Origin of the sequence: Thiocapsa sp., assembly GCF_018399035.1 — a bacterium.
In the GTDB taxonomy this organism is placed as follows: Bacteria; Pseudomonadota; Gammaproteobacteria; order Chromatiales; family Chromatiaceae; genus Thiocapsa.
Window position 1 is genome coordinate 1,031,097 of the sequence record NZ_CP073760.1, and the last position, 21,133, is coordinate 1,052,229.

A 21,133-nucleotide genomic window follows, 5' to 3' on the forward strand; every position below is an offset into this window, starting at 1 on the left:
GGGTCCGTCAGGGACTGGGGCGGCGGGCTTTTATGCACGGTTCGGTTTCATGCAGTCCCCCCTGCATGAACAGCAATGGCTTCTCCTCCTCAAGGATGCACGGCGATATGCGCACCTTGACCGCCTTCTCCGAGAAAGACCGCGCCTATCACGCCTACCAAGCGCGTCAAGAGTTCCTGCGCCAGCAGCGCTCCATCCAACAGGAGCTGGAGAAAGAGCGTGCTGCCAAAGAAGCCGAGCGACAAGCCAAGGAGGAAGCACTTCAAGCCAAGGAGGCGGAGCGACGAGCCAAGGAGGCGGAACGACTAGACAAAGAGGCAGAACGCCAAGCCAAGGAAGCCGCGCTCGCCGAAGTCGCGCGATTGCAGGCACTCCTGAACCAATCGCGCGACGCCTGACTGCCTGCGATCACGACGTCTGAAATGGGTCGAGCTTCAGCCCGACAACGCCGCAGGCCACCCAGCAGCGCTCGGCGTCGAGCGCAACACCCGCGCTGCGAGATGACGCCGAGAGCAGGTCGGACTGAATTCCGACCCACGGGGGCCGACCTTAAGTTGAACGTTCTTCGAACCGGACCCCTTTTCCCGGACCCCTTTTCCCCCACAGCGGTCTAGCTGTCACCCCGAAGGTGCTTAAAATAGGCACAGGGCACAGGGCACAAGTCAAGACCTGACACCACCCTTTTCTCGGACGCCGAGATCGCCTGCCTCAAGGCACTCCTGCAGCAGCAAAAGGACGGTTGAGCGGCTGTCCGAGAGAAGGGCGTTGCGTCCACGGAACGGGCGTGCGGGTGCGCGAGCCGCCCCCGCCGCCACGTCGCGGGCGAGACGCGCTGCCCTATCATCCAGGGGCCCGTGATGCACCCGTCAATTGCGCTGACGACAGGAAGCGCAACACCCGCCGGCGGTGCGTTGAGCCTCGCACGGCTCGGCGGCACAAGCGACGAGACGCCGCGCCGTATCCTCATCGCGGATGCCATCCGCAACCCGGCGGTCGCGATCCGATCGCCCGACCCGCCCGAGCGACAAGAGTGGGCACCCCGACCCCACCGTGTTTCGTCTTCAGACCTGACACCGATGCCCCCGCTCGCTGCTTCAGGCTCCGTTCTGATGGAGCTCGCTCCGAATCGTTTCGCGCACGACATCCGCGAGCGTCTGCCCTTCAACGAACTGGCGCAGTGCATCGTTCATCAGCGTTTGATAATTGCTGCCCATCATCTCGGCGCGCGCCTTGAATGCCGCCAAGATCCGGTTGTCCACCCGCATCGTCACCTGCGACTGGCTTCCTTGCTCGGCCTGCAGACGTGCCAATGCCGGTACTTCGGAAACAGACTTGGCATCGGTAAAATCAAGGTCGGCATAGTCGTCGAAAAGGGGATCAGAACTGTTGCTCATAGTGCCGCCGTTGGGATTGGTTAGCTTTCCAGGCGGAAATCAAACGAATGCGATTCCCGCGGAGTGTCCACACCGCCACGAGGACACGTCCCCGCCCGCCCATGCCAAGGGTCACGAATCGCTGCTCGCCGTTCGCGTCCACGTCCTCGCGTGTCAGCGCGAAGGGATCAAGCAGCACATGACGTGCCTCATCGAAGGTCACACCGTCGTGATTGACCGGATTGTCAGCGGCTTTGTCCGGGTCGAATTCGATCTCCATGGAGCGACGTTAAGCGTGTCTGTCCGGATATTCAAGTCGTGGCGCCGAGATCGGGCCGGTTGTTGAGCTCTTGGCATTGCCCATATCGCTCGGCAACCGTACACTCTTCGCATGCAACACCGCATCAATCCGAAAGTCGACTGTGTCTTCAAAGCCCTGCTGGGCGCGGAGGAGAACCGCGCGCTGCTCATCGACTTTCTCAATGCGATGCTGATCGACACGCTCCCCCGTCCGATCAGCGCGGTGCGGATCCTCGATCCCTACAACCCGCGGGAAACCCTCGAGGACAAACTCACCATCGTCGACGTGAAAGCCCGCGATGCCGCCGGCCGGGTCTTTCAGATCGAGATCCAGTTGTCGGTCTATGCGGATCTGACCGCGCGCATGCTCTACGGCTGGGCGGACCTCTACCGCCGACAACTGCGTCGCGGTCAAGACTACAGCATCCTCAAACCGACCCATGCGATCTGGCTGCTCGACCAGACCCTGCGCGACGACACGCCGGCCTATGCACACCGCTACCGGATGCGCGATGATCAGGGGCAAGATCTGGTCGACCACGGCGGCATCTGGATCTACGAGCTGAACAAATTCGCCGTCCAACAGGTCGAAACCGAGCAAGAACGCTGGCTGAAATTCTTCAACGAGGCTGAAACCCTCGATGACGAGAAGCTCCCCAATTGGATGCAAACCCCTGTGATGAGGCAAGCCATGAGCACCTTGACCGCCTTCTCCGAGCAAGAACGCGCCTATCACCAGTACCAGGCGCGTCAAGAGTTCTGGCGCCAACAGCGCTCCATCCAACAGGAGCTCGAGAAAGAGCGAGCTGCCAAGGAATCGGAACGACAAGCCAAGGAGGCAGCACTTCAAGCCAAGGAGGCCGCACTTCGAGCCAACGAGGCAGCGCTTCGAGCCAACGAGGCCGAGCGACAAGCCAAGGAAGCCGCGCTCGCCGAGGTCGCGCGCCTGCAGGCGCTGCTGAACCAATCGGGCGACGCCTGACAATCTGCGATCACGACGTCTGAAGTGGGTCGGGCTTCAACCCGACAACGCCGTTTCAGGCAACCCAGCGCTCGGCGCCGAGGGCGACACCCGCGCTGCAGGATAACGCCGAAATCAGGCAAGCTGAATTCCGACCCACAGGAGACCGGACTTAAGGTGATTTCCGGGAAAGCATCGACCAACATGTGGGGCGACTTTAGTCGCCCGGTAAGCATCGGCAACACGCACGGCCGGGATGATCATTCCCGGAAATCGCCTAAGTTGAGGGTTATTTGAACCTGGACCTTTTCCCCGGGAGGACGGACATGCCGTCAACCGCTGGGGTCCGCGTTTTTGAGCTCCAATCGGCTCTCCACACGCTCCACGCGTCTGGTCAACACATCGAGACGGTCGTGGATCGACGGCAGCGACAGAACAAGCGCGCCGAGATGTTGCTCTTGGGCGGTCATCCGCAGCTCAAGGTTGGCCATGCGGTCATCCAACCGTTTCATCCGGATCGTCAGTGGGTTGGCACGCACCACCTCTAGCTCTGGATACAAGGCATAAGTCAAGACCCCGATGTCCCCGCTATGCTTGTATAGCGCTTTAACTTAGGTGATTTCCGGGAAAGCATCGACCAACATGTAGGGGCGACTTTAGTCGCCCGGTAAGCATTGGCAACACGCACGGCCGGGATGATCATTCCCGGAAATCGCCTTAGGAGACTGATCATGCTGGCCATCCGACTCCCCGCCGACGTGGAGCAGCGGCTCGAAGCCTTGGCACGGGCCACAGGGCGCACCAAATCAACCCCGGCTCGATGAACGGACAGCCCTGTATCCGCGGTATGAGACTGACCGTTCGCCGCGTGGTTAAAGCCGTGGCCGCTTATCCGGACCACGACGAGCTGAAACAGGACTATCCTGAAATCGACGACGAGGACATTCGACAAGCGTTGGAATTTGCGGCCATCAGCCTTGACGATCAAATCCTCACCTACCGCTGCAGCCCGTGAAGTCCAATCTCTGAGCCTGCAAATATGCGCACGGCGTTGTTCATAAGCCCGTCCAAGTCCGAGTCCGGGGCTTGGTGACGGATGTGCGGGGATTTGGCAGGACCCACGAAATTTCATACCCTTGGAAGTGCAAACTAACCGAGGGTTCGAAAAGATGTTCGAAGATCCTGCCGAGAGTGACTTTAGACCAAGCGCGGGCGCTGCGCTACCCGGACGTTCGAGACCGGGCCGGAGCATCGGCTCATGACGCGACGCACACGCTTGGAGCAAGCCGAGCACATCGCGGCGGCCGAAGCACGGCTGGCGGCGGGGGAGACGCAACGCGCCGTGGCCACCGAGATGGGTATTGCGCGCAGCACCTTGCGCGACTGGTGCGGGGAGGTTCCGCGCGGGGATCCGCCGACGGGCTTGACGGCCTTCGCACGCACCCCGGAGGGGATCGATTGGTTGCATCGGCTGGTGTTGGCGGCGCATTTCAGCATCACCTTGCGGGCGGCGGGCGGCACCCGGCTGGTGAGTGAGTTCCTGGAGCTGAGCGGACTGTCGGCCTTCGTCGGGGTCAGCGACGGCGCGCAGCATGCGCTGAATGTCGCCTTGAAACGGCCGTGGTCGCGGTGGCCGCGCAGCAGCGCACGGCGCTTGCCGAGGGCATGCCGGCGCGTGCGGTGACGGTGTGCGAGGACGAAACCTTTCATCCGGGGATCTGCTTGGTCAACATCGAGCCGGTGTCGAACTTCATTGTCCTGGAGCAATACGCCGCGGATCGCACCGCGGCGACCTGGACGGCGGCGCTTCAGGACGCCTGCACGGGGCTTGCCGTGGAGGTGATCCAGAGCACCGCCGACGAGGCCAAGGCGCTGCGTCGGCATGCCGAGGCGGATTTCGGTGCCCACCACTCCCGGACCTCTTTCACGGCCAACACGAGGTCTCCAAAGCCACGTCCTGGCGTTGGCGCGCGATCTGCGCCAGGCCGAAGCCGGCGTCGCCGCCGCGCAGAGACACTGGGAGGCCGAGCGCGCGGCGCAGCAGGCGTTCGAGGCGCGCGTGCCGCGCCCGCTCGGGCGTCCGCCCGACTTCGAGACCCGCATTGGCGCCGCCCTGAGCGCGCTGGTCGCCGTGGAAGCCGAACGCGACCGCGCACGGGAGCGGCAGAGCGAGGCGCGCGCATTGATCCGCGAGCTCGGCGTGCTGTATCACCCGTATGATCCGGTGGATGGACAGACCCAGCCGGTGGAGCGTGTGGCGGCGCGCTTCACCGACGTCTGGACGCGCCTGAAGGGATTGGCCGAGGCCGCCGAGCTGCCCGAGCGCGCTCGCGAACGCCTCGCCAAGGCCGAGCGCCTGACCGTGCAGTGGCTCGCCACGCTCGCGTTCTTCTTCGCCACCGTGACCGCCAGGGTCGAGGCCCTCGCACTATCCCCGGAGCTGGAAGCGGCGGTCCTCGAGCAGCTCATCCCCGGCATCTACCTCGAAGCGCGTCGCCGCCCGCAGCACCGCGGCCGAGACCCGACACCGCGTGCAGGCGGCGAGTACCGCGTTGCTCGACGTCCTGCGGCGCGCCGATCATCCGCTGCAGCGTCTCGCGCCCGAGGACAGCGCTCGGGTCGAACAGGTCGCCGGCGCTTGCGCCGATCTGTTCCAACGCAGCAGCTCCTGTGTGGAAGGACGCAACGGCCAACTGTCGCTGCATCATCACGGGCGTCATCGCTTGAGCGACCGCAGGCTCGCCGCGCTCACCGCCGTGCACAACTTCCACATCCGCCGTCCCGACGGCACGACCGCCGCCGAGCGCTTCTTCGGGCGGACACATCCCGCACTGTTCGAGGAGCTACTACTGCGTGTGCCCTGCCGCCGCGACCGCGACGCCGACGGCCACGCCCGCCGAAACTGCCCTATCTGATGCCGGTCGCGGCCTGATGGCGGTGGCCGGGATAATGAACAAGGCCTATGCGCACCTTGACCGCCTTCTCCGAGAAAGACCGCGCCTATCACGTCGACCAAGCGCATCAAGAGTTCCTGCGCCAGCAGCGCTCCATCCAACAGGAGCTGGAGAAAGAGCGTGCTGCCAAAGAAGCCGAGCGACAAGCCAAGGAGGAAGCACTTCAAGCCAAGGAGGCGGAACGACTAGACAAAGAGGCAGAACGCCAAGCCAAGGAAGCCGCGCTCGCCGAAGTCGCGCGCCTGCAGGCACTCCTGAACCAATCGCGCGACGCCTGACTGCCTGCGATCACGACGTCTGAAATGGGTCGAGCTTCAGCCCGACAACGCCGCAGGCCACCCAGCAGCGCTCGGCGTCGAGCGCAACACCCGCGCTGCGAGATGACGCCGAGAGCAGGTCGGACTGAATTTCGACCCACGGGGGCCGACCTTAAGTTGAACGTTCTTCGAACCGGACCCCTTTTCCCGGACCCCTTTTCCCCCACAGCGGTCTAGCTGTCACCCCGAAGGTGCTTAAAATAGGCACAGGGCACAGGGCACAAGTCAAGACCTGACACCACCCTTTTCTCTCAGCATCCCATCATGAGCCAGGACATGAGCATCTTGAGCCGCTTTTCCGAGAAAGAGCGCGACGACCATCGCTACCAGTCCCGGCAGGAGGCACTGCGCGTGCAACGCTCCATCCAGCGCATGCTGGACGAGGCACGCGCGGCCACGGACGAGGCACGCGCGGGCGAGCAGGCCGCACGATCGCCCTCCCCGCCCGAGCGACAAGAATCGGCACCCCGACGACCCTGCCGTGTTTCGTCTTAGACCTGACACCGACGCCTCACCGACGCCTCGCAAAGAAAAGACCGACGAGGCGGTCATTTTCCAGTCAAGTTGCGCCTACTTCGATGCCGACTTAGCCCCAAGGCACAAGTCAAGACCTGACACCGATGCCGTTCGCTTTACAGGCCCGCCTTGCGGGGATTCAACACCTGGAACGCGCATGCGATCCGTGTAATTCTTGCAATCATCCATCTCGCCATGCCGCACCGCTCCGCTCCGCCATGAGCCACGACCAGAACTTCAAGAACATGATTGTCGACTACCCGCGCGAATCCATCGCCTTCTTCGCCGCCGATGAGTCCCACGGCGTCGACGCCGCGGTCAGGATCCTGCCGATTCGCGAGGAGCAACTGCAGGAACGCCTCGGCGAACGCTTTCGCGAGCTTGATGTTCCACTGCTGGTGGAATGGCCCGACGGGCGACGTGCCGCCGTGCTCTTTGTTTTCGAGGAAGAAACCGAGCCACGCCGCTTCTCCATCCATCGCCTTGCGCACTATTGCCTGGATCTCGCCGAGCTCTTCGACACCGAGCGGGTCGTCCCGGTGGTGATCTTTCTGCACCCCGGGCACTACGCCGAGCGACTGGCCCTGGGCAGCGAGCAGTGCCGGTATCTGCAATTCCACTATCTGCACTGCGCCTTGTTCGCGCGACGTGCCCGCGACTCCTTCAACAGCACCAATCTCGTGGAACGCCTGACGCTGCCCAGCATGGCCTACGCCCCGGACGAGAAGCTCGAGGTCTATGCCCAGGCCACGCGCGGTCTCCTGCAGCTTGAGTCCGATCCCGAGCGACGTCTGAAATATCTCGATTTCATCGACATCTATGCCGACCTCACCGAGAATGAACGCATCCTATACAACCAACGCTACCCTCAGGAGGCGGCCGACATGAGCGGATTTGCCCAGCGCTTCATCGAGCAAGGCATCGAGCAAGGCATCGAGCAAGGCATCGAGCAAGGCATCGAGCAAGGCATCGAGCAAGGCATCGAGACAGGCGTCCAACGCGGCGAGGCGCGCGTGCTGCTGGCCCTGCTCAAGATCCGGTTCGGCGATCTACCCGACAGCGTCCGCCAGCGCGTGGAAAGCGCCGATGCGGAGTCATTGCTGTACTGGTCCACCCGCGTGCTCACCGCGCAGACCCTCGACGAGGTCTTCGGTGATGGCCCATAAGGATCGTCGCGCATGGAACTCAAGGCCAGGCGAGGCGGAGTCGGCGACGACGAGAGCGTGCAGCTCTTCGCGCCCGGGAAACCGAACGCCCAGCCAAGAAGGCCGCACTCGCCGAGGTCGCGCGCCTGCAGGCGCTCCTGATCCAAGCGCGCGGCGCCTGACCGGGGATCGCTCGTAAGACCGGCCACCCAAAACATCAGTCGCTCGTGACACCCGCTCTGCGGTGTCACGCATGCCCCTGGCGCTCTGCGCCACGTGCCACGATGGCACCGGAGTGACGCGCAAGGCCCTCGCCGAGAATCTCTCCGCACCGGTCGCCGAGGTCGATATTCTCAACCCCTACAACGCGCGCGAGACCCTCGACGACAAGCTCACCATCGTCGACGTCAAGGCCCACGACACGGCCCGCCCGGCAGCAACTCCAAGTTCGACCCAAAACGCCCGGCGCGCCCCCGGACCGCCGACTTCAGTCTGCGCGAGGCAAACGCGCTGCGGATTCAGGAAGTGCCGAGTCCGCGGCATGCCTCGCCGACTGAAGTCGGCGGTCCCGGAGCGGACCGCTCTCCGGGCCGACGCAAATTCAGAACGGCTGCCCGCCGGGTCTTTCGGGTGAAGATCCAACGCCTCGTCTTCCCGGATCCGGCGCCACGCCTCCTCTATGCCCGGGCCGATCTCTACAGCCGTCGATTGCGCCGACGACAGGAAGCGCAACACCCGCCGCCGGTGCGTTGTGCCTCGCACGACTCGGCACACGCGACGGGACGCCGGATCCTCATCGCTGACGCGATCCGCAACCCGGCGCTCACGATCCGATCGCCCTCCCCGCCCGAGCGACAAGAATCGGCACCCCGACGACCCTGCCGTGTTTCGTCTTAGACCTGACACCGACGCCTCACCGACGCCTCGCAAAGAAAAGACCGACGAGGCGGTCATTTTCCAGTCAAGTTGCGCCTACTTCGATGCCGACTTAGCCCCAAGGCACAAGTCAAGACCTGACACCGATGCCGTTCGCTTTACAGGCCCGCCTTGCGGGGATTCAACACCTGGAACGCGCATGCGATCCGTGTAATTCTTGCAATCATCCATCTCGCCATGCCGCACCGCTCCGCTCCGCCATGAGCCACGACCAGAACTTCAAGAACATGATTGTCGACTACCCGCGCGAATCCATCGCCTTCTTCGCCGCCGATGAGTCCCACGGCGTCGACGCCGCGGTCAGGATCCTGCCGATTCGCGAGGAGCAACTGCAGGAACGCCTCGGCGAACGCTTTCGCGAGCTTGATGTTCCACTGCTGGTGGAATGGCCCGACGGGCGACGTGCCGCCGTGCTCTTTGTTTTCGAGGAAGAAACCGAGCCACGCCGCTTCTCCATCCATCGCCTTGCGCACTATTGCCTGGATCTCGCCGAGCTCTTCGACACCGAGCGGGTCGTCCCGGTGGTGATCTTTCTGCACCCCGGGCACTACGCCGAGCGACTGGCCCTGGGCAGCGAGCAGTGCCGGTATCTGCAATTCCACTATCTGCACTGCGCCTTGTTCGCGCGACGTGCCCGCGACTCCTTCAACAGCACCAATCTCGTGGAACGCCTGACGCTGCCCAGCATGGCCTACGCCCCGGACGAGAAGCTCGAGGTCTATGCCCAGGCCACGCGCGGTCTCCTGCAGCTTGAGTCCGATCCCGAGCGACGTCTGAAATATCTCGATTTCATCGACATCTATGCCGACCTCACCGAGAATGAACGCATCCTATACAACCAACGCTACCCTCAGGAGGCGGCCGACATGAGCGGATTTGCCCAGCGCTTCATCGAGCAAGGCATCGAGCAAGGCATCGAGCAAGGCATCGAGCAAGGCATCGAGACAGGCGTCCAACGCGGCGAGGCGCGCGTGCTGCTGGCCCTGCTCAAGATCCGGTTCGGCGATCTACCCGACAGCGTCCGCCAGCGCGTGGAAAGCGCCGATGCGGAGTCATTGCTGTACTGGTCCACCCGCGTGCTCACCGCGCAGACCCTCGACGAGGTCTTCGGTGATGGCCCATAAGGATCGTCGCGCATGGAACTCAAGGCCAGGCGAGGCGGAGTCGGCGACGACGAGAGCGTGCAGCTCTTCGCGCCCGGGAAACCGAACGCCCAGCCAAGAAGGCCGCACTCGCCGAGGTCGCGCGCCTGCAGGCGCTCCTGATCCAAGCGCGCGGCGCCTGACCGGGGATCGCTCGTAAGACCGGCCACCCAAAACATCAGTCGCTCGTGACACCCGCTCTGCGGTGTCACGCATGCCCCTGGCGCTCTGCGCCACGTGCCACGATGGCACCGGAGTGACGCGCAAGGCCCTCGCCGAGAATCTCTCCGCACCGGTCGCCGAGGTCGATATTCTCAACCCCTACAACGCGCGCGAGACCCTCGACGACAAGCTCACCATCGTCGACGTCAAGGCCCACGACACGGCCCGCCCGGCAGCAACTCCAAGTTCGACCCAAAACGCCCGGCGCGCCCCCGGACCGCCGACTTCAGTCTGCGCGAGGCAAACGCGCTGCGGATTCAGGAAGTGCCGAGTCCGCGGCATGCCTCGCCGACTGAAGTCGGCGGTCCCGGGAGCGGACCGCTCTCCGGGCCGACGCAAATTCAGAACGGCTGCCCGCCGGGTCTTTCGGGTGAAGATCCAACGCCTCGTCTTCCCGGATCCGGCGCCACGCCTCCTCTATGCCTGGGCCGATCTCTACAGCCGTCGGTTGCGCCGACGATAGGAAGCGCAACACCCGCCGCCGGTGCGTTGTGCCTCGCACGACTCGGCACACGCGACGAGACGCCGGATCTTCATCGCGGATGCCATCCGCAACCCGGCGCTCACGATCCGATCGCCCTCCCCGCCCGAGCGACAAGAATCGGCACCCCGACGACCCTGCCGTGTTTCGTCTTAAGACCTGACACCGACGCCTCACCGACGCCTCGCAAAGAAAAGACCGACGAGGCGGTCATTTTCCAGTCAAGTTGCGCCTACTTCGATGCCGACTTAGCCCCAAGGCACAAGTCAAGACCTGACACCGATGCCGTTCGCTTTACAGGCCCGCCTTGCGGGGATTCAACACCTGGAACGCGCATGCGATCCGTGTAATTCTTGCAATCATCCATCTCGCCATGCCGCACCGCTCCGCTCCGCCATGAGCCACGACCAGAACTTCAAGAACATGATTGTCGACTACCCGCGCGAATCCATCGCCTTCTTCGCCGCCGATGAGTCCCACGGCGTCGACGCCGCGGTCAGGATCCTGCCGATTCGCGAGGAGCAGCTGCAGGAACGCCTCGGCGAACGCTTTCGCGAGCTTGATGTTCCACTGCTGGTGGAATGGCCCGACGGGCGACGTGCCGCCGTGCTCTTTGTTTTCGAGGAAGAAACCGAGCCACGCCGCTTCTCCATCCATCGCCTTGCGCACTATTGCCTGGATCTCGCCGAGCTCTTCGACACCGAGCGGGTCGTCCCGGTGGTGATCTTTCTGCACCCCGGGCACTACGCCGAGCGACTGGCCCTGGGCAGCGAGCAGTGCCGGTATCTGCAATTCCACTATCTGCACTGCGCCTTGTTCGCGCGACGTGCCCGCGACTCCTTCAACAGCACCAATCTCGTGGAACGCCTGACGCTGCCCAGCATGGCCTACGCCCCGGACGAGAAGCTCGAGGTCTATGCCCAGGCCACGCGCGGTCTCCTGCAGCTTGAGTCCGATCCCGAGCGACGTCTGAAATATCTCGATTTCATCGACATCTATGCCGACCTCACCGAGAATGAACGCATCCTATACAACCAACGCTACCCTCAGGAGGCGGCCGACATGAGCGGATTTGCCCAGCGCTTCATCGAGCAAGGCATCGAGCAAGGCATCGAGCAAGGCATCGAGCAAGGCGTCCAACGCGGCGAGGCGCGCGTGCTGCTGGCCCTGCTCAAGATCCGGTTCGGCGATCTACCCGACAGCGTCCGCCAGCGCGTGGAAAGCGCCGATGCGGAGTCATTGCTGTACTGGTCCACCCGCGTGCTCACCGCGCAGACCCTCGACGAGGTCTTCGGTGATGGCCCATAAGGATCGTCGCGCATGGAACTCAAGGCCAGGCGAGGCGAAGTGGGCGACGACGAGAGCGTGCAGCTCTTCGCGCCCGGGAAACCGAACGCCCAGCCAAGAAGGCCGCACTCGCCGAGGTCGCGCGCCTTCAGGCGCTCCTGATCCAAGCGCGCGGCGCCTGACCGGGGATCGCTCGTAAGACCGGCCACCCAAAACATCAGTCGCTCGTGACACCCGCTCTGCGGTGTCACGCATGCCCCTGGCGCTCTGCGCCACGTGCCACGATGGCACCGGAGTGACGCGCAAGGCCCTCGCCGAGGATCTCTCGGCACCGGTTGCCGAGGTCGATATCCTACCCCTACAACGCGCGCGGGACCCTCGACGACAAGCTCACCATCGTCGACGTCAAGGCCCACGACACGGCCCGCCGGGCAGCAATTCCAATTTCGGCCCAATAACGCCCGGCGCGCCCCCCAGGACCGCTCTCCGGGCCGACGCAAATTCAGAACGGCTGCCCGCCGGGTCTTTCGGGTGAAGATCCAACGCCTCGTCTTCCCGGATCCGGCGCCACGCCTCCTCTATGCCCGGGCCGATCTCTACAGCCGTCGGTTGCGCCGACGATAGGAAGCGCAACACCCGCCGCCGGTGCGTTGTGCCTCGCACGACTCGGCACACGCGACGAGACGCCGGATCTTCATCGCGGATGCCATCCGCAACCCGGCGCTCACGATCCGATCGCCCTCCCCGCCCGAGCGACAAGAATCGGCACCCCGACGACCCTGCCGTGTTTCGTCTTAAGACCTGACACCGACGCCTCACCGAAGCCTCGCAAAAAAAGACCGACGAAGCGGTCTTTTTCGAGTTAGATTGCGCCTACTTCGACGCCGACTTAGCCCCAAGGCACAAGTCAAGACCTGACACCGATGCCGTTCGCTTTACAGGCCCGCCTTGCGGGGATTCAACACCTGGAACGCGCATGCGATCCGTGTAATTCTTGCAATCATCCATCTCGCCATGCCGCACCGCTCCGCTCCGCCATGAGCCACGACCAGAACTTCAAGAACATGATTGTCGACTACCCGCGCGAATCCATCGCCTTCTTCGCCGCCGATGAGTCCCACGGCGTCGACGCCGCGGTCAGGATCCTGCCGATTCGCGAGGAGCAACTGCAGGAACGCCTCGGCGAACGCTTTCGCGAGCTTGATGTTCCACTGCTGGTGGAATGGCCCGACGGGCGACGTGCCGCCGTGCTCTTTGTTTTCGAGGAAGAAACCGAGCCACGCCGCTTCTCCATCCATCGCCTTGCGCACTATTGCCTGGATCTCGCCGAGCTCTTCGACACCGAGCGGGTCGTCCCGGTGGTGATCTTTCTGCACCCCGGGCACTACGCCGAGCGACTGGCCCTGGGCAGCGAGCAGTGCCGGTATCTGCAATTCCACTATCTGCACTGCGCCTTGTTCGCGCGACGTGCCCGCGACTCCTTCAACAGCACCAATCTCGTGGAACGCCTGACGCTGCCCAGCATGGCCTACGCCCCGGACGAGAAGCTCGAGGTCTATGCCCAGGCCACGCGCGGTCTCCTGCAGCTTGAGTCCGATCCCGAGCGACGTCTGAAATATCTCGATTTCATCGACATCTATGCCGACCTCACCGAGAATGAACGCATCCTATACAACCAACGCTACCCTCAGGAGGCGGCCGACATGAGCGGATTTGCCCAGCGCTTCATCGAGCAAGGCATCGAGCAAGGCATCGAGCAAGGCATCGAGCAAGGCATCGAGACAGGCGTCCAACGCGGCGAGGCGCGCGTGCTGCTGGCCCTGCTCAAGATCCGGTTCGGCGATCTACCCGACAGCGTCCGCCAGCGCGTGGAAAGCGCCGATGCGGAGTCATTGCTGTACTGGTCCACCCGCGTGCTCACCGCGCAGACCCTCGACGAGGTCTTCGGTGATGGCCCATAAGGATCGTCGCGCATGGAACTCAAGGCCAGGCGAGGCGGAGTCGGCGACGACGAGAGCGTGCAGCTCTTCGCGCCCGGGAAACCGAACGCCCAGCCAAGAAGGCCGCACTCGCCGAGGTCGCGCGCCTGCAGGCGCTCCTGATCCAAGCGCGCGGCGCCTGACCGGGGATCGCTCGTAAGACCGGCCACCCAAAACATCAGTCGCTCGTGACACCCGCTCTGCGGTGTCACGCATGCCCCTGGCGCTCTGCGCCACGTGCCACGATGGCACCGGAGTGACGAGCAAGGCCCTCGCCGAGAATCTCTCCGCACCGGTCGCCGAGGTCGATATTCTCAACCCCTACAACGCGCGCGAGACCCTCGACGACAAGCTCACCATCGTCGACGTCAAGGCCCACGACACGGCCCGCCCGGCAGCAACTCCAAGTTCGACCCAAAACGCCCGGCGCGCCCCCGGACCGCCGACTTCAGTCTGCGCGAGGCAAACGCGCTGCGGATTCAGGAAGTGCCGAGTCCGCGGCATGCCTCGCCGACTGAAGTCGGCGGTCCCGGGAGCGGACCGCTCTCCGGGCCGACGCAAATTCAGAACGGCTGCCCGCCGGGTCTTTCAGGTGAAGATCCAACGCCTCGTCTTCCCGGATCCGGCGCCACGCCTCCTCTATGCCCGGGCCGATCTCTACAGCCGTCGGTTGCGCCGACGATAGGAAGCGCAACACCCGCCGCCGGTGCGTTGTGCGTCGCACGACTCGGCACACGCGACGAGACGCCGGATCTTCATCGCGGATGCCATCCGCAACCCGGCGCTCACGATCCGATCGCCCGCCCCGCCCGAGCGACAAGAATCGGCACCCCGACGACCCTGCCGTGTTTCGTCTTAAGACCTGACACCGACGCCTCACCGAAGCCTCGCAAAAAAAGACCGACGAAGCGGTCTTTTTCGAGTTAGATTGCGCCTACTTCGACGCCGACTTAGCCCCAAGGCATAAGTCAAGACCTGACCCCGATGTCCCCGGTTTCTCCCTCCCGGTTTCCCCGCCTCGACTTGCCAAATGTATCGCAATGCGATACTTATCTTTTCATGATCCTAGGCACCAAGGGCAAGTTTGCTGCGCAAGCGGTTCAGGGTCGCTTCGGCAAGGGCTTCCCGGGCGACTTGGTCAAACGCACTCGCGCCATGTTGTCGGCACTCGATGCGGCGGTAGAGCTGGAGGACCTTCGATTTCCCCCCGGCAACCATCTCGAAGCGCTGTCCGGCGATCGTGCCGGCCAGCATTCGGTGCGTATCAATGACCAATGGCGGATCTGTTTCGCTTGGACCGACCAAGGACCAAAAGATGTCGAGATCATCGATGACCACTAATAGGCGATGATATGAGCTTGCTTTCCAATCCCTCGCATCCGGGCGAAGTGTTATCCGAGCTGTATCTCAAGCCACTGGGCATGAGCGCCATCGCGCTGGCCAAACGCCTTGATGTGCCGCGCACGCGGATTGAACGGCTGATCAAACAGGAAACGGCCCTTTCAGCCGACAGTGCGATTCGACTTTCAACCTTCTTCAAGACCACCCCGGAGTACTGGATGAACCTGCAGCGCGGGTGGGATTTGGCACGAGCACAAAGAACCGTCGACGTTTCAAGGATCCGACCCCTCGAAGCCGCCTGACGCAGCTCGGTATTGAGAAAGGCGTGCTCGTGGCGCCAGCACCCGTCGATTGTGCTGACGATAGGAGCGCAACCCGCCGCCGGTACGTTGTGACTCGCAAGCTCGGGACAACCTGCGCGCAACACACGGCACCGAGCCCGTTGCCGGCTCACGTCGAAGACCGCCGCGCAGCGCCTCTGCAACGGCGCACGGCACGACGGCCCTCGTCACGCATTGTCGACGCTCCGGCGCCGCTATACACTCTTCGCATGCACCGCCCCATCGACCCCAAGATCGACTGCGTCTTCAAAACCCTGTTCGGGTCCGACGACCGGCGCGATCTGCTCATCCACCTCCTCAACGCCTTGCTCGCGGAGGATCTCGAAGCACCCGTCGCCGAGGTCGATATCCTCAACCCCTACAACGAGCGCGAGACCCTCGACGACAAGCTCACCATCGTCGACGTCAAAGCCCGCGACACGGCCCGCCGGATGTTTCAGGTGGAGATCCAGCTCCTGGTCTTCCCGCAATATCTGGCCCCGCGCATCCTCTATGCCTGGGCCGATCTCTACAGCCAGCAACTGCACAGCGGCCAGGATTACGACGCGCTCCGTCCGACCTATGCGATCTGGATCCTCGATCAAACCCTCTTTGTCGAGCGACCGGAGTATGCTCATCGTTATTCTCTGCGCGACGACCAGGGGCGCCGGCTCGTCGACCACGGCGCCATCCGGCTCTTCGAGTTGAGCAAATTCCAGGTCGCGCGGGTCGAAACAGACGCCGAACGTTGGCTAAAATTCCTCAAGGACGGCGAACACCTCAATCCCGAGCATCTCCCCGAGTGGATGCAGCATCCCATCATGAGGCAGGCCATGAGCATCTTGAGCCGCTTTTCCGAAAAAGAGCGCGACTATCATCGCTATCAGTCCCGGCAGGAGGCGCTGCGCGTGCAACGCACGATTCAGCGCGTGCTGGACGAGGCACGCGCAGCCACGGAAGCCGCGCGCGCGAACGAGCAAGCCGCGCGCGCAGCCACGGAAGCCGAGCGCCAAGCCACGGAAGCCGAGCGCCAAGCCAAAGAAGCCGAGCGCCAAGCCAAGGAAGCCGAGCGCCAAGCCAAGGAAGCCGCACGCGCCGGGGAGCAGGCCGCGCGCGAGGGCGAGCAGGCCGCGCTCGCCGAGGTCGCACGCCTCAAGGCGCTCCTGCAGCAGCAGACCGACCGCTGAGGCCCTGTCGGCACCCGGGCGCGCGGTATGTGGGTCGGGCTTCAGCCCGAGAATCCCGCCGAGAGCAGCAGCACAGCAGAGTCGGACTCAAGTTCGACCCACAGCGCGATCCGCAACCCGTCCGTCTTCATCCGATCGCCCGACCCGCCCGAGCGACAAGAATGGGTACCCCTGCCCTGCCCCGTTTCGTCACCTTTTGACACGCAGCAACTGCACAGCGGCCAGGATTACGACGCGCTCCGTCCGACCTATGCGATCTGGATCCTCGATCAAACCCTCTTTGTCGAGCGACCGGAGTATGCTCATCGTTATTCTCTGCGCGACGACCAGGGGCGCCGGCTCGTCGACCACGGGGTCATCCGGCTCTTCGAGTTGAGCAAATTCCAGGTCGCGCAGGTCGAAACAGAGGCCGAACGTTGGCTAAAATTCCTCAAGGACGGTGAACAACTCGATCCCGAGCATCTCCCCGAGTGGATGCAGCATCCCATCATGAGGCAGGCCATGAGCATCTTGAGCCGCTTTTCCGAGAAAGAGCGCGACTACCATCGCTACCAGTCCCGGCAGGAGGCACTGCGCGTGCAACGCTCCATCCAGAGCATGCTGGACGAGGCACGCGCGGCCACGGAAGCGGCTCGCGCGGAAGAGCAGGCCTCGCGCGAGCGCGAACAAGTCTTACGCGAGCGCGAACAAGTCTCACGCGAGCGCGAACAAGTCTTACGCGAGCGCGAGCAGGCCGCGCGCGAGGCCACGGACGCCGAGCGCCAAGCCAAGGAAGCCGCGCTCGCCGAAGTCGCGCGTCTGAAGGCCCTCCTGCAACAGCAGACCAACCGCTGAGCTACCGTTCGAGAACAGGCGCCGCGTGGGCCGGCGTGCGGACGCCCCGCGGCCAGATTACGGGGTGAGTCGCGCCACCTCCTGATCATCCCGTAACGCCGTAACGGCGTCGATTGCGCTGACGATAGGACGCGCAACACCGCCGGCGGTGCGTTGTGCCACGCACGGCTAGGCGCGACCTCCGAAACGCCGAATTCTCATCGCGGATGCCATCCGCAACCCGGCGCTCGCGATCCGATCGCCCGACCCGCCCGAGCGACAAAAATCGGCACACCACCCTGCCCCGTTTCGTCACCTTTTGACACGCTGGGTCCGAATCGATGGTCGTGTTGCCGCGTCCGGGCGATCCGGCGGGCCGTACCGGGCGGATCACGCCCGACCCTTATCCGGCCGAGAATCGCCTGTCGATCGGTGGCGCTTTCAGTAGAGATTGCGGAGATACACGGCCGCCATAGGGGATTTCAATGTCTTGGCCCGAGGTGCCGATCCGTGAAAGCGTGATGGCCGTCACGGCGTTCGATGAGGATTTCCTTTAGTCGGCGACTTTACGCATTGTCGGCGCCCGGGCGCCGCTATACACTCTGTGTATGCACCGCCCCATCGACCCCAAGATCGACTGCGTCTTCAAAACCCTGTTCGGGTCCGACGACCGGCGCGATCTGCTCATCCACCTCCTCAACGCCTTGCTCGCGGAGGATCTCGAAGCACCCGTCGCCGAGGTCGATATCCTCAACCCCTACAACGAGCGCGAGACCCTCGACGACAAGCTCACCATCGTCGACGTCAAGGCCCGCGACACGGCCCGCCGGATGTTTCAGGTGGAGATCCAGCTCCTGGTCTTCCCCCAATATCTGGCCCCGCGCATCCTCTATGCCTGGGCCGATCTCTACAGCCAGCAACTGCACAGCGGCCAGGATTACGACGCGCTCCGGCCGACCTATGCGATCTGGATCCTCGATCAAACCCTCTTTGTCGAGCGACCGGAGTATGCTCATCGTTATTCTCTGCGCGACGACCAGGGGCGCCGGCTCGTCGACCACGGCGCCATCCGGCTCTTCGAGTTGAGCAAATTCCAGGTCGCGCGGGTCGAAACAGACGCCGAACGTTGGCTAAAATTCCTCAAGGACGGCGAACACCTCAATCCCGAGCATCTCCCCGAGTGGATGCAGCATCCCATCATGAGGCAGGCCATGAGCATCTTGAGCCGCTTTTCCGAAAAAGAGCGCGACTATCATCGCTATCAGTCCCGGCAGGAGGCGCTGCGCGTGCAACGCACGATTCAGCGCGTGCTGGACGAGGCACGCGCAGCCACGGAAGCCGCGCGCGCGAACGAGCAAGCCGCGCGCGCAGCCACGGAAGCCGAGCGCCAAGCCAAGGAAGCCGAGCGCCAAGCCAAGGAAGCCGCACGCGAGGGCGAGCAGGCCGCGCTCGCCGAGGTCGCACGCCTCAAGGCGCTCCTGGAGCAGCAAAAAGACGGCTGAGCAGCAGTCCGAGAGAAGGGCGTTGCGTCCGCGGACCGGCCGTGCGGGTGCGCAAGCCGCCCCGCCGCCATGTCGCGGGCGAGACGCGTTACCCCCTATCATCCCGCGGCCCGTGACCCACCCGTCGATTGCGCCGACGACAGGAAGCGCAACACCCGCCGCCGGTGCGTTGGGCCTCGCACGACTCAAGACCTGAAACCGATGCCCGCCCGCGGGTCGAAACAGACGCCGAACGTTGGCTAAAATTCCTCAAGGACGGCGAACACCTCAATCCCGAGCATCTCCCCGAGTGGATGCAGCATCCCATCATGAGGCAGGCCATGAGCATCTTGAGCCGCTTTTCCGAAAAAGAGCGCGACTATCATCGCTATCAGTCCCGGCAGGAGGCGCTGCGCGTGCAACGCACGATTCAGCGCGTGCTGGACGAGGCACGCGCAGCCACGGAAGCCGAGCGCCAAGCCAAGGAAGCCGAGCGCCAAGCCAAGGAAGCCGCACGCGCCGGGGAGCAGGCCGCGCGCGAGGGCGAGCAGGCCGCGCTCGCCGAGGTCGCCCGCCTCAAGGCACTCCTGGAGCAGCAAAAAGACGGCTGAGCAGCAGTCCGAGAGAAGGGCGTTGCGTCGGCGGACCGGCCGTGCGGGTGCGCAAGCCGCCTCCGCCGCCATGTCGCGGGCGAGACGCGTTACCCCCTATCATCCCGCGGCCCGTGACCCACCCGTCGATTGCGCCGACGACAGGAAGCGCAACACCCGCCGCCGGTGCGTTGGGCCTCGCACGACTCAAGACCTGAAACCGATGCCCGCCCGCGGGTCGAAACAGACGCCGAACGTTGGCTAAAATTCCTCAAGGACGGCGAACACCTCAATCCCGAGCATCTCCCCGAGTGGATGCAGCATCCCATCATGAGGCAGGCCATGAGCATCTTGAGCCGCTTTTCCGAAAAAGAGCGCGACTATCATCGCTATCAGTCCCGGCAGGAGGCGCTGCGCGTGCAACGCACGATTCAGCGCGTGCTGGACGAGGCACGCGCAGCCACGGAAGCCGCGCGCGCGAACGAGCAAGCCGCGCGCGCAGCCACGGAAGCCGAGCGCCAAGCCACGGAAGCCGAGCGCCAAGCCAAGGAAGCCGCACGCGCCGGGGAGCAGGCCGCGCGCGAGGGCGAGCAGGCCGCGCTCGCCGAGGTCGCACGCCTCAAGGCGCTCCTGCAGCAGCAGACCGACCGCTGAGGCCCTGTCGGCACCCGGGCGCGCGGTATGTGGGTCGGGCTTCAGCCCGAGAATCCCGCCGAGAGCAGCAGCACAGCAGAGTCGGACTCAAGTTCGACCCACAGCGCGATCCGCAACCCGTCCGTCTTCATCCGATCGCCCGACCCGCCCGGGCGACAAGAATCGGCACCCCGACCCCGCCCCGTTTCGTCACATTCTGACACGATCGGTCGAAATCGAGGGGCGTGTCGCCGTGTCGGGTGGATCCTACGGATCGCGCTCGGCGGATCACGCGCGACACGCATCCGGTTGAGAATCGCCGGTCGATCGATCGCGCTTTGGGCGAGAAAGGCTGAATCACCCTGCGGCTTTAGGGATTTCAACGCCTTGGGGCGCTGCGGGGATTCGGGGAAGCGTGATGGCCGTCACGGTGTTCGATGTGGATTTCCTTTAGGGCCGTGCGCGGCGTCTCAGCGCGCCGTCCGTATCGTCACCGGAGCGCGGCGACTGGCCCGAATGATGCTGTATCTAGGTCGGGACACCCAGGGATGCGACGCAAGAACACTGGCAGTACCCAACCGCCGGGATCGCCCGGGTCATCACACAGCAACGAGAGTACAAACATGAAAAAGCAGCAATCCGGTTTTACACTTATCGAGCTGATGATCGTCGTGGCGATCATTGGTATTTTGGCGGCGATTGCGTTGCCGGCGTATCAGGATTATACGGCTAGGGCTCAAGCGGTCGAGGCATTGTCGCTTACGGGAGGGGCACGAGCCGACTTGGCCGTTGCACAAGCCGAAGGCGCAGTGTTCGATGACACCCCTTTAGCAGATCTGGCTGGCAAATACATCGCGGCAGGTGGGGTCACTGCTGCTAGTAGTGTATTGTCTGTGGAATTCTCCAGCGGTGCGTTGAGCGGTGAGACAATGGAGATTTCCCCCGTAATCTCTGGATCACAGATTCAGGGCTGGAAATGCAAAGAACTTGAATCCAAATACCTCCCTTCGGGCTGTAAGTAGCCGCCAACGCGTTTTTCCGAAACACAACCCGGTAAGAGAAACCTAGGTGGCACCAATACCTTGCCTCATGGACGAAGCAAGGTATTCAGGCACCGATTATCAGACTCCCATTTTTGATCTCGACGCTGGCAAA

At 63.8% G+C, this 21,133-nt stretch carries 27 protein-coding genes and 1 pseudogene; 23 read left to right on the forward strand and 5 right to left on the reverse strand.

The window, feature by feature from the left end:
• Positions 1–107 precede the first annotated feature (107 nt).
• Positions 108–398, forward strand: coding sequence for a hypothetical protein (locus KFB96_RS04620; RefSeq protein ID WP_213459399.1), 291 nt, complete (start codon positions 108–110; stop codon positions 396–398).
• Between the two features lie 696 nt (positions 399–1,094).
• Here KFB96_RS04620 and KFB96_RS04625 read toward each other — a convergent pair.
• Complete coding sequence (locus KFB96_RS04625) at positions 1,095–1,394, reverse strand: BrnA antitoxin family protein (RefSeq protein WP_120798113.1); 300 nt, start codon at positions 1,392–1,394, stop codon at positions 1,095–1,097.
• Positions 1,378–1,653 carry a BrnT family toxin gene (locus KFB96_RS04630; protein ID WP_213459401.1) on the reverse strand — a complete coding sequence of 92 codons (276 nt, stop codon included), beginning with the start codon at positions 1,651–1,653 and terminating at the stop codon, positions 1,378–1,380. The genes KFB96_RS04625 and KFB96_RS04630 overlap by 17 nt, the downstream gene beginning before the upstream one ends.
• Positions 1,654–1,764: 111 nt before the next feature.
• Between KFB96_RS04630 and KFB96_RS04635 the strand changes: the two genes are divergently transcribed.
• Positions 1,765–2,655 carry an Rpn family recombination-promoting nuclease/putative transposase gene (locus KFB96_RS04635; RefSeq protein WP_213459403.1) on the forward strand — a complete coding sequence of 297 codons (891 nt, stop codon included), beginning with the start codon at positions 1,765–1,767 and terminating at the stop codon, positions 2,653–2,655.
• Between the two features lie 311 nt (positions 2,656–2,966).
• Here KFB96_RS04635 and KFB96_RS04640 read toward each other — a convergent pair whose 3' ends face one another.
• Entirely contained in the window at positions 2,967–3,125 is a 159-nt protein-coding gene (locus tag KFB96_RS04640) for a hypothetical protein (RefSeq protein WP_213459405.1), read from the reverse strand.
• 240 nt (positions 3,126–3,365) lie between these two features.
• Between KFB96_RS04640 and KFB96_RS04645 the strand changes: the two are divergent.
• The 3 genes and pseudogenes from KFB96_RS04645 to KFB96_RS26350 form a co-directional block, all read left to right on the forward strand.
• Positions 3,366–3,455, forward strand: a pseudogene (locus tag KFB96_RS04645) (TraY domain-containing protein); the annotation flags it as partial.
• The gene (locus KFB96_RS04650; RefSeq protein ID WP_213459407.1) at positions 3,455–3,649 is read left to right on the forward strand and encodes a DUF433 domain-containing protein; all 195 of its coding nucleotides are present in this window, start codon (positions 3,455–3,457) and stop codon (positions 3,647–3,649) included. The pseudogene KFB96_RS04645 and the gene KFB96_RS04650, both read left to right, overlap by 1 nt.
• A 243-nt stretch (positions 3,650–3,892) precedes the next feature.
• On the forward strand, positions 3,893–4,318 hold the full coding sequence (locus tag KFB96_RS26350; protein WP_300971304.1) for a hypothetical protein: 426 nt from the start codon (positions 3,893–3,895) through the stop codon (positions 4,316–4,318).
• 124 nt (positions 4,319–4,442) lie between these two features.
• On the opposite strand, the gene KFB96_RS26355 is transcribed toward KFB96_RS26350, so the two are convergent.
• Positions 4,443–4,571 (reverse strand): hypothetical protein, encoded by a 129-nt coding sequence (locus tag KFB96_RS26355; RefSeq protein WP_300971305.1) that lies wholly within the window; start codon positions 4,569–4,571, stop codon positions 4,443–4,445.
• On the reverse strand, positions 4,559–4,846 hold the full coding sequence (locus KFB96_RS26360) for a hypothetical protein (RefSeq protein ID WP_300971306.1): 288 nt from the start codon (positions 4,844–4,846) through the stop codon (positions 4,559–4,561). Before KFB96_RS26360 ends, KFB96_RS26355 begins: the two co-directional genes overlap by 13 nt.
• 319 nt (positions 4,847–5,165) lie before the next feature.
• Between KFB96_RS26360 and KFB96_RS26365 the strand changes: the two genes are divergently transcribed.
• From KFB96_RS26365 to KFB96_RS04740, 18 genes are all read left to right on the forward strand, one after another.
• Positions 5,166–5,549: a DUF6399 domain-containing protein gene (locus KFB96_RS26365; RefSeq protein ID WP_300971307.1), complete on the forward strand. Its 384-nt coding sequence runs from the start codon at positions 5,166–5,168 to the stop codon at positions 5,547–5,549.
• Positions 5,550–5,596: 47 nt separating this feature from the next.
• The gene (locus tag KFB96_RS04660; protein ID WP_213459409.1) at positions 5,597–5,866 is read left to right on the forward strand and encodes a hypothetical protein; all 270 of its coding nucleotides are present in this window, start codon (positions 5,597–5,599) and stop codon (positions 5,864–5,866) included.
• A gap of 315 nt (positions 5,867–6,181) precedes the next feature.
• On the forward strand, positions 6,182–6,400 hold the full coding sequence (locus KFB96_RS04665) for a hypothetical protein (RefSeq protein WP_213459411.1): 219 nt from the start codon (positions 6,182–6,184) through the stop codon (positions 6,398–6,400).
• A 239-nt stretch (positions 6,401–6,639) separates the two neighbouring features.
• Positions 6,640–7,587, forward strand: coding sequence for a hypothetical protein (locus KFB96_RS04670; protein ID WP_213501753.1), 948 nt, complete (start codon positions 6,640–6,642; stop codon positions 7,585–7,587).
• A gap of 232 nt (positions 7,588–7,819) precedes the next feature.
• Positions 7,820–8,200 carry a hypothetical protein gene (locus KFB96_RS04675; RefSeq protein ID WP_213501755.1) on the forward strand — a complete coding sequence of 127 codons (381 nt, stop codon included), beginning with the start codon at positions 7,820–7,822 and terminating at the stop codon, positions 8,198–8,200.
• 502 nt (positions 8,201–8,702) lie between these two features.
• Positions 8,703–9,626, forward strand: coding sequence for a hypothetical protein (locus tag KFB96_RS04680; protein ID WP_213501757.1), 924 nt, complete (start codon positions 8,703–8,705; stop codon positions 9,624–9,626).
• Positions 9,627–9,858: 232 nt separating this feature from the next.
• Positions 9,859–10,329, forward strand: a complete 471-nt coding sequence (locus KFB96_RS04685) for a hypothetical protein (protein WP_213501759.1) — start codon at positions 9,859–9,861, stop codon at positions 10,327–10,329.
• 414 nt (positions 10,330–10,743) lie between these two features.
• Complete coding sequence (locus KFB96_RS04690) at positions 10,744–11,655, forward strand: hypothetical protein (protein ID WP_213459413.1); 912 nt, start codon at positions 10,744–10,746, stop codon at positions 11,653–11,655.
• A gap of 1,016 nt (positions 11,656–12,671) precedes the next feature.
• Entirely contained in the window at positions 12,672–13,595 is a 924-nt protein-coding gene (locus tag KFB96_RS04695) for a hypothetical protein (RefSeq protein ID WP_213501757.1), read from the forward strand.
• A 274-nt stretch (positions 13,596–13,869) separates the two neighbouring features.
• Complete coding sequence (locus tag KFB96_RS04700; RefSeq protein WP_213501761.1) at positions 13,870–14,298, forward strand: hypothetical protein; 429 nt, start codon at positions 13,870–13,872, stop codon at positions 14,296–14,298.
• Positions 14,299–14,597: 299 nt separating this feature from the next.
• Positions 14,598–14,954: a type II toxin-antitoxin system RelE/ParE family toxin gene (locus KFB96_RS04705; protein ID WP_366931530.1), complete on the forward strand. Its 357-nt coding sequence runs from the start codon at positions 14,598–14,600 to the stop codon at positions 14,952–14,954.
• Positions 14,955–14,965: 11 nt separating this feature from the next.
• The gene (locus tag KFB96_RS04710; RefSeq protein ID WP_213459417.1) at positions 14,966–15,256 is read left to right on the forward strand and encodes a HigA family addiction module antitoxin; all 291 of its coding nucleotides are present in this window, start codon (positions 14,966–14,968) and stop codon (positions 15,254–15,256) included.
• Positions 15,257–15,504: 248 nt separating this feature from the next.
• The gene (locus KFB96_RS04715; RefSeq protein ID WP_213501763.1) at positions 15,505–16,461 is read left to right on the forward strand and encodes an Rpn family recombination-promoting nuclease/putative transposase; all 957 of its coding nucleotides are present in this window, start codon (positions 15,505–15,507) and stop codon (positions 16,459–16,461) included.
• Positions 16,462–16,488: 27 nt separating this feature from the next.
• The gene (locus KFB96_RS04720; protein ID WP_213501765.1) at positions 16,489–17,295 is read left to right on the forward strand and encodes a PD-(D/E)XK nuclease family transposase; all 807 of its coding nucleotides are present in this window, start codon (positions 16,489–16,491) and stop codon (positions 17,293–17,295) included.
• 587 nt (positions 17,296–17,882) lie between these two features.
• Positions 17,883–18,776, forward strand: coding sequence for an Rpn family recombination-promoting nuclease/putative transposase (locus KFB96_RS04725; RefSeq protein ID WP_213501768.1), 894 nt, complete (start codon positions 17,883–17,885; stop codon positions 18,774–18,776).
• Positions 18,777–18,904: 128 nt separating this feature from the next.
• Complete coding sequence (locus tag KFB96_RS04730) at positions 18,905–19,366, forward strand: PD-(D/E)XK nuclease family transposase (RefSeq protein WP_213459419.1); 462 nt, start codon at positions 18,905–18,907, stop codon at positions 19,364–19,366.
• Positions 19,367–19,495: 129 nt separating this feature from the next.
• Positions 19,496–19,999, forward strand: coding sequence for a PD-(D/E)XK nuclease family transposase (locus tag KFB96_RS04735; protein ID WP_213501770.1), 504 nt, complete (start codon positions 19,496–19,498; stop codon positions 19,997–19,999).
• A 602-nt stretch (positions 20,000–20,601) separates the two neighbouring features.
• Positions 20,602–21,000: a pilin gene (locus KFB96_RS04740; RefSeq protein WP_213459423.1), complete on the forward strand. Its 399-nt coding sequence runs from the start codon at positions 20,602–20,604 to the stop codon at positions 20,998–21,000.
• The last annotated feature ends 133 nt before the right edge of the window (positions 21,001–21,133 follow it).